A 7326-nucleotide genomic window follows, 5' to 3' on the forward strand; every position below is an offset into this window, starting at 1 on the left:
GGAATGGGGAATGGGGAATGAGGAATGGGGAATTTTCCCCCTACTCCCCACTCCCTACTCCCTACTCCCTACTCCCTACTCCCTAATTCCGATGCCAGCGTGTACCATCACGGCTATCAATTAGCGTAATACCTTCTGCTTGGAGTTCGTCACGAATGCGATCGCTTTCGGCAAAATTTTTGGCTTTACGTGCTTCTTGCCTTTGCTGAATTTTTGCTTCAATTTCCGCATCGCTTAAACCACTACTCTTGTCAGGTTCCGCTTCTATCTTGGCTTCTAAACCTAAAACTCCAGCTAATGTGACGAGAGTTTGCCATTGACGCTTTAACTCATCAGGGGAAGTTTCGGTTTTCCCTTCATGCACAATAATATTTCCTTCACGGCGCAGTTCTTTGGCTAATTCAAACAGCACTGTTAACCCACCAGGAAAATTAAAGTCGTTATTTACAACTTCTTGGAAACGTTTAATATCGGGATTGGGTACTGGGTATTGGGTATTGGGTATTGGGATATTCCCAGTCCCTAGTCCCCAGTCCCCAGTCCCTAAATCCCAACCTAGTTTTTTCCCGTATTGATGCCCAAAAAGTAAACCTTCTTTAATGGTGTGCCAACCGTTGGTTGCTGCGGCGATCGCTTCATCGGTAAAATCTATGGGTGTGCGATATTGTGCGGTCAGTACGAACAACCGCACTGCCATCGGGTCAACTCCTCGATCCAGCAATTCTCGAATAGTGATAAAGTTGCCCAAAGATTTAGACATTTTTTCACCATCTACCTTCACCATGCCGTTATGTAACCAGTAACGTGCTAGGGGTTTTCCTGTTACAGCCTCTGATTGGGCAATTTCGTTTTCGTGGTGAGGAAAAATTAAGTCAGCACCACCAGCATGAATATCTATGGTATCACCCAAGCGATCGCGCACCATTGCCGAGCATTCTATATGCCACCCTGGACGACCTGCGCCCCAAGGTGATTCCCAAGCAGGTTCTCCCGGTTTTGCTGCCTTCCATAAAGCAAAATCAAAGGGGTCTTTCTTTTTCTGATATTCTGGATCTTCTACATTGACGCGATCGCTTTTCCCGGCTTGCATATCTTCTAATTTGCGTCCCGAAAGCTTGCCATACTCAGCAAACTGCCGTACTGCATAATACACATCGCCGTCAGCAGGGTAGGCAAAACCTTTATTTTCCAACTCATGAATTAACCGTTGAATGCCATTCATCGTATGGGTAGCACGGGGATATTCATCAGCTTCTTTGATTCCCAACCGCGCCATATCCTCAAAATATGCTTTGATAAAGCGATCGGCTACAGCTTCCATTGATGAATGTTCAACACAGGCTCGATTGAGAATCTTGTCATCAATATCAGTAAAATTTTGGATATATCGCACTTCATAGCCGATAAACTGGAGGTATCGGCGCACTACGTCCCAAACGATGCAAGCTCTAGCATGACCCAAATGGCAGTAGTCGTATACCGTCACGCCGCAGTAATACATCTTAACCTTGCCTGGTTCGACTGTTTCAAACGGTTCTTGACGACGGGTGAGGGTATTGTAAAGGGTTAGGGTCATAACAGAGTAATGCTGAAATAAGAAGATACGTAATAATAGGGTAAAGCAGCTGGGATGACAGTCCAGCATCCCTATGCTAGTACGTCACGGCAAAAATCAGCATACTATTGGACAAAATCTCGAAAGCCCAGAAATCAAGGGTTTTTGACTTTTGACTTTTGAATGCGTGACTTTTGCGTAGCGGCGCTAGTGTTTTCTGGACTATCTGCGCTACATTACTATTTTTTGACTATTTGATAACAGCGCTATGCAATCAGCAGTTACACCCGAATCTTCGGCAATGGATACGCCCAAACAAGGAATGCCAGTAACAATTATTACGGGTTTCCTCGGTAGTGGCAAGACGACTTTACTCAATCATATCCTCAACAACCAACAGGGTTTGAAAACCGCCGTTCTCGTGAATGAATTTGGCGAAATTGGCATCGACAACGAGCTAATTGTTTCCACTGGTGAGAACATGGTGGAACTAAATAATGGTTGTATTTGCTGCACTATTAATAATGATTTAGTAGATGCAGTTTACAAAGTTTTAGAACGCCAAGAAAATCTAGATTATCTAGTAGTGGAAACAACTGGATTGGCAGATCCGCTACCAGTAGCTCTAACATTTTTGGGCACAGAATTGCGAGATTTAACTCGCTTGGATTCGATTATTACCGTAGTAGACGCGGCAAATTACAGCCTAGATTTATTTAACTCTCAGGCGGCATACAGCCAGATTGCTTATGGTGATGTAATTGTACTGAACAAGACTGATTTGGTTGATGAAGCCACTTTGAATGAGTTAGAAACAAAAATTAACGAAGTTAAGGAAGGAGCGAGAATTCTCCGCACCACGCGATCGCAAGTGCCACTTCCGTTAATTCTCAGTGTTGGTCTGTTTGAATCTGATAAATATTTTGACACAGTGGTGGATCAACACGACCATCACGATCATGAACATCACGATCATGATGATCATGATCACTCAACATGCGGTCACGATCATCACGACCATGACCATGACCATCACGAGCATCACCATCATTCTGACCATTTAGAAAATGATGGTTTTACTTCCATATCTTTCCAAAGTGACAAGCCTTTTTCTATTAGGAAGTTTCAGTATTTCTTAGATAACCAGCTACCCTCAAATATCTTCCGAGCGAAGGGGATTATGTGGTTTGATGAAAGTCCGAAGCGTCATATTTTCCACCTTTGCGGTAAACGCTTCACCTTGGATGATGATGAATGGCAAGGTCAATTGAAAAACCAGCTAGTGCTGATTGGTCAAAATTTGGATCGTGAGGCTTTAATTAGTCAACTCGAAAACTGCATTTGTCTACCTTCAAAGTCTCGCGCTAAAGGGTTTGGCAAGTAAAAGTTAGGAGTAGAGACGCGATTAATCGCGTCTGTCTGTACAGGAGTTAGGAGTTAAATATTCGTTCCCAGGTAGAACCTGGGAATGCATTTCCAATGATTCCACCATCAATTTTGAACAATGAAAATGAGATAATAGCGATCGCTTCCTCACTCCCCTGCATTTACGCGCGAGTGTTTCACCAATAATTACGAATTACGAATTAGTTAAAATGCGCGTTGTTATCCAGCGAGTCAAATCATCTCAAGTTACAGTTAATGGTGAAATTGTCGGCAAAATTGGGCGGGGGCTAAATTTGCTCGTAGGCATAGCCAATACCGACACTGATGCTGAAATCGACTGGATGGCGCGTAAGTGTTTGGAATTACGGCTGTTTCCTGGCGAGGAAGGAGACGATCGCTGGCAAAAATCTGTACAAGAAATTGGCGGCGATTTATTAGTAGTCAGTCAGTTTACCCTTTATGGTGACTGTCGCAAAGGTCGCCGTCCTTCTTTTGACCGTTCAGCCGCTCCTCAATCAGCAGCAGATTTCTATAATCGTTTTGTTACCAAGTTAAAAACTAGCGGTTTGCAAGTGGAAACAGGTCAATTTGGTGCAATGATGCAAGTTACAATAGAAAACGATGGCCCAGTAACTTTGTTACTTGAAAAAGAAGCAATTTAAGTATATATACCAAAAAAATGAAGAACAGTAGCCTCTGTACCTTGGTGTTCTAATTGATGAGAGAATATTAAATTAACCATCACAAAAGTTTAAATTCATTCATCATGACGAAAATCCAGTTTTCTAGAGGTCTTGACGAAGAGGTAATTCCAGAGGTGCGCTTGACGCGATCGCGCACTGGTGAAAGTGGCACAGCGACGTTTATTTTTACTAATCCAAAGATTTTAGATCAAGGTAGCACCGAGGATATTACCGGGATGTACCTGATTGACCAAGAAGGAGAGATAATTACCCGTGAAGTTAAAGCTAAATTTATCAACGGGAAACCGGAAGCATTAGAAGCACTTTACGTGATGAAATCTGCCCAAGAATGGGATCGCTTTATGCGCTTCATGGAGCGATATGCTGAAGAAAACGATCTGGGACTGAGCAAAAAGGAGGCATAGGGGAGCCAGTGCGTTGCGGAGGTTCCCGACGCTTGAGGACTCGCTAACGCTGCGCTATCCGTTGAAGCAACTGGCGTCATAGAGCATTGGGCATGGGGCCATCGGTAATTATTGTCATGCCCATGTGCCATTCGCCATGCCCAATTATCCACGATCAAAAGTTCATGACTGAGCTATAATGCCACAACCCCACCCAGACTCGCCTAGAATTACGGTAACTTGTGCTGTGGTTACTGTCAGCGATACACGCACTTTTGAAACAGACAAAAGTGGCCAGCTAATTCAGCAGTTACTCCTTAGTGCTAACCATACTATAGGAGCCTACACAATTATCAAAGATGAACCAACACAAATTCAAGAGCAGATAGAAAATCTAGGTAAAAGCTCAAATTTGAATGCTGTAATTTTCACTGGTGGTACAGGCATTGCACCAAGAGATACTACCTATGATGCCATTGAAAAGTTACTAGAGAAAACCTTACCCGGATTTGGTGAGTTATTCCGTTTTTTAAGTTATCAAGAAATTGGTTCGCGGGCGATCGCTTCTCGCGCTGTTGCTGGTATTTATCAAGATAAATTAATCTTCTCGCTTCCTGGTTCCAGTAATGCTGTGCTACTGGCCATGGAAAAGTTGATTTTACCCGAACTCACTCACTTGGTAAGTCAGGTTTCTAATTAGTCATTAGTATGAAAAAGCATGAAAGACTGTGAAAAACTACTAATGACTAATGACTTCGATTTCCCCCATGTCTAAAGCCATTAGGTGCGATTCGTTCACTCGAAATGAATAGAAATATTCAGGGATGAGTGACATTTGAGAGATAACCCTTAATGGGTGGAGTTCGCACTTTAATCTCTCTCAGATGATAACTGAATAACCATGAGGGTGATTCCAAAGGAAACTAAGGAAAAGTCCCTCTCCGTAGGTGCAACGGTAACAGCATCATCCCTACGGTAGCGACTAGCCATCAATCCGTAAAGCGGGATGAAAAGGAGGTAAAACTGGTAGCCTAAGCTGGTTCCCTTCGAGCATGAACCCATGAATAGCGAAAGCAAAGATGCGCCGAACCATCGTAATTTAGAACCAGCGAAATAAGGCTTATTGCGCTGGAGCCAAAAAGGCAAAGGATAACGGGACTGGCAAATCTCGTGTTGACCAGTTGCACTCCCGATAAAACCCGGTGGAGAGCATCATTCTAAAGGTTCTAACAATGGTTATTTGGAACGAAGTAACCTATCTTTGCTCTTGGTCAGGTCGATACCAAGCAAGTGCTAACTGTATGCAAAGAATAGGAGAGATTGAGTCAGAAGCGAACGCCCTGTTGTAATGACAAGGATATGCTGACGGACTTACGGTGAGTTGGAATGTAAAGTTATGAGTAGCAATGCAAAAGTCTAATACACGACAAATTGCTCTTAAACCAACCAAAAACGGTTTTCTTCCCTTGAAGAATCCAAAAAGGAAGGTATTGAGTAATGAATCGATGGGGGAATGGAAACACATCAACTGGCGTAAACTAGAACGACGTGTTTTTAAGTTGCAAAAACGAATTTACAAAGCATCTCTTCGTGGTGATGTCAAAACGCTTCGCAGACTCCAAAAGACGTTGATGAAGTCCTGGAGTACAAAGTGTCTCGCTGTGCGACGGGTTACACAAGACAACCAAGGTAAAAAGACGGCAGGAGTGGACGGTGAAAAATCATTATCCCCAGAAGCACGTTTAAAGCTGGTTGCCAAATTAAAACTTAACTCAAAGGTGAAACCGACACGACGGGTTTGGATTCCTAAACCAGGAACGGATGAGAAACGACCTTTGGGAATTCCCGTAATAAACGACCGAGCCTTACAAGCACTTGTCAAGCTGGCATTAGAGCCAGAATGGGAAGCGCAATTTGAACCTAACTCATACGGGTTCAGACCAGGGCGCTCATGTCATGATGCAATTGAAGCCATATTCAAAGCAATAGTGCAAGAAAGCAAATATTTGCTTGATGCCGACATTGCGAAATGCTTCGACCGAATCGACCATGAAGCACTGCTAAGAAAATTAAATACATCTCCCACCATCCGCCGACAAATTCGAGCATGGTTAAAAGCGGGGGTGATGGATGGAAGGCAGTTGTTTCCGACATCTGAGGGCACACCACAGGGTGGGGTAATTTCTCCGCTATTAGCTAATATTGCCCTCCACGGCATGGAAGAATGGATAAATAAGGCTTTCCCAGAAATTTCAAAAAATGGAAGGGAAACTTGGTATCACAAAAAAGGTACAAAGTTCAGAAGCCCTCAACTTATCCGATACGCCGATGACTTTGTGATTCTCCATAAAGACATAACCGTTGTCCAAAGATGCAGGGATATAATCTCTGAGTGGTTAAAAGACATGGGCTTGGAATTGAAACCTGCCAAAACACGTTTAACCCATACTCGGAATGAGTATGAGTCAGAAAAGCCTGGGTTTAACTTTCTCGGTTTTAACATAAGGCAGTGGAAAGTGGGTAAATACCACTCAAAACAAGGTTTCAAAACAATCATCACCCCAAGCAAGGAAAAGCAAAAGATACATTACGACCGAGTAGCAAGTATCATCGGTGACCATAAAGCAGCACCACAAGTGGCGTTAATCAGCCGACTGAATCCGGTAATAACAGGATGGTCTAACTACTACTCAACAGTGGTAAGTAAGGTTATCTTTTCTGATTTAGATAATCTCATGTATCCAAAGCTGAAGGCTTGGGCGCAACGCCGCCACCCCAAAAAATCTGGGGGATGGGTGTCAAAGAAATATTGGCAAACCATTGGTGGTGATAATTGGGTATTCGCAACCAGGCAGGAGGGTAAAAACCCGATGCGGTTACGGTCACATTCCGAAACGCCAATAGTTCGTCATGTGAAAGTCAAAGGCGATGCCAGTCCTTACGATGGCAACCTAATTTACTGGAGTTCAAGAATGGGGAAACACCCCGAAACGACTATGAGAGTGGCAACACTCCTAAAATCACAACAAGGGAAATGTACCCACTGCGGAATGTACTTTCGAGAGTCAGATGTACTGGAAATTGACCACAAAATCCCCAAAAGTTTGGGAGGCAAAGACGAATATAAAAATCTCCAGATATTACACAGACACTGCCACGATGAAAAGACAACTGAGGATGGTTCAGTTGTGAAGTACACATGACAATGTGCCGATTCATTGAGGAGCCGTGTAATGGGAAACTATTAAGCACGGTTTTGAAGACCAGCGAGTTTCGTGAGGAACTCGCTGAGTTTACT

At 43.4% G+C, this 7326-nt stretch carries 6 protein-coding genes; 5 read left to right on the forward strand and 1 reads right to left on the reverse strand.

The window, feature by feature from the left end:
• Nucleotides 1-82: 82 nt before the first annotated feature.
• Complete coding sequence (gene cysS / locus ACFFAP_RS33250; protein WP_375515214.1) at nt 83-1576, reverse strand: cysteine--tRNA ligase; 1494 nt, start codon at nt 1574-1576, stop codon at nt 83-85.
• A 247-nt stretch (nt 1577-1823) separates the two neighbouring features.
• On the opposite strand from cysS, the gene ACFFAP_RS33255 reads away from it, so the two are divergent.
• The 5 genes from ACFFAP_RS33255 to ltrA all read left to right on the forward strand — a co-directional run bounded on the left by ACFFAP_RS33255 (nt 1824) and on the right by ltrA (nt 7231).
• Nucleotides 1824-2939 (forward strand): CobW family GTP-binding protein, encoded by a 1116-nt coding sequence (locus tag ACFFAP_RS33255; RefSeq protein WP_375515215.1) that lies wholly within the window; start codon nt 1824-1826, stop codon nt 2937-2939.
• Between the two features lie 211 nt (nt 2940-3150).
• Nucleotides 3151-3603 (forward strand): D-aminoacyl-tRNA deacylase, encoded by a 453-nt coding sequence (gene dtd, locus ACFFAP_RS33260; protein ID WP_375515216.1) that lies wholly within the window; start codon nt 3151-3153, stop codon nt 3601-3603.
• 104 nt (nt 3604-3707) lie between these two features.
• Nucleotides 3708-4049 (forward strand): photosystem II reaction center protein Psb28, encoded by a 342-nt coding sequence (gene psb28, locus ACFFAP_RS33265; protein ID WP_375515217.1) that lies wholly within the window; start codon nt 3708-3710, stop codon nt 4047-4049.
• A 178-nt stretch (nt 4050-4227) separates the two neighbouring features.
• Nucleotides 4228-4728: a molybdenum cofactor biosynthesis protein B gene (locus tag ACFFAP_RS33270; protein WP_375515218.1), complete on the forward strand. Its 501-nt coding sequence runs from the start codon at nt 4228-4230 to the stop codon at nt 4726-4728.
• Nucleotides 4729-5434: 706 nt separating this feature from the next.
• Nucleotides 5435-7231: a group II intron reverse transcriptase/maturase gene (ltrA, locus tag ACFFAP_RS33275; RefSeq protein WP_375515219.1), complete on the forward strand. Its 1797-nt coding sequence runs from the start codon at nt 5435-5437 to the stop codon at nt 7229-7231.
• Nucleotides 7232-7326 lie beyond the last annotated feature (95 nt).

The sequence above is a fragment of the uncultured Nostoc sp. genome (assembly GCF_964245575.1).
Taxonomy (GTDB): Bacteria; Cyanobacteriota; Cyanobacteriia; order Cyanobacteriales; family Nostocaceae; genus Nostoc.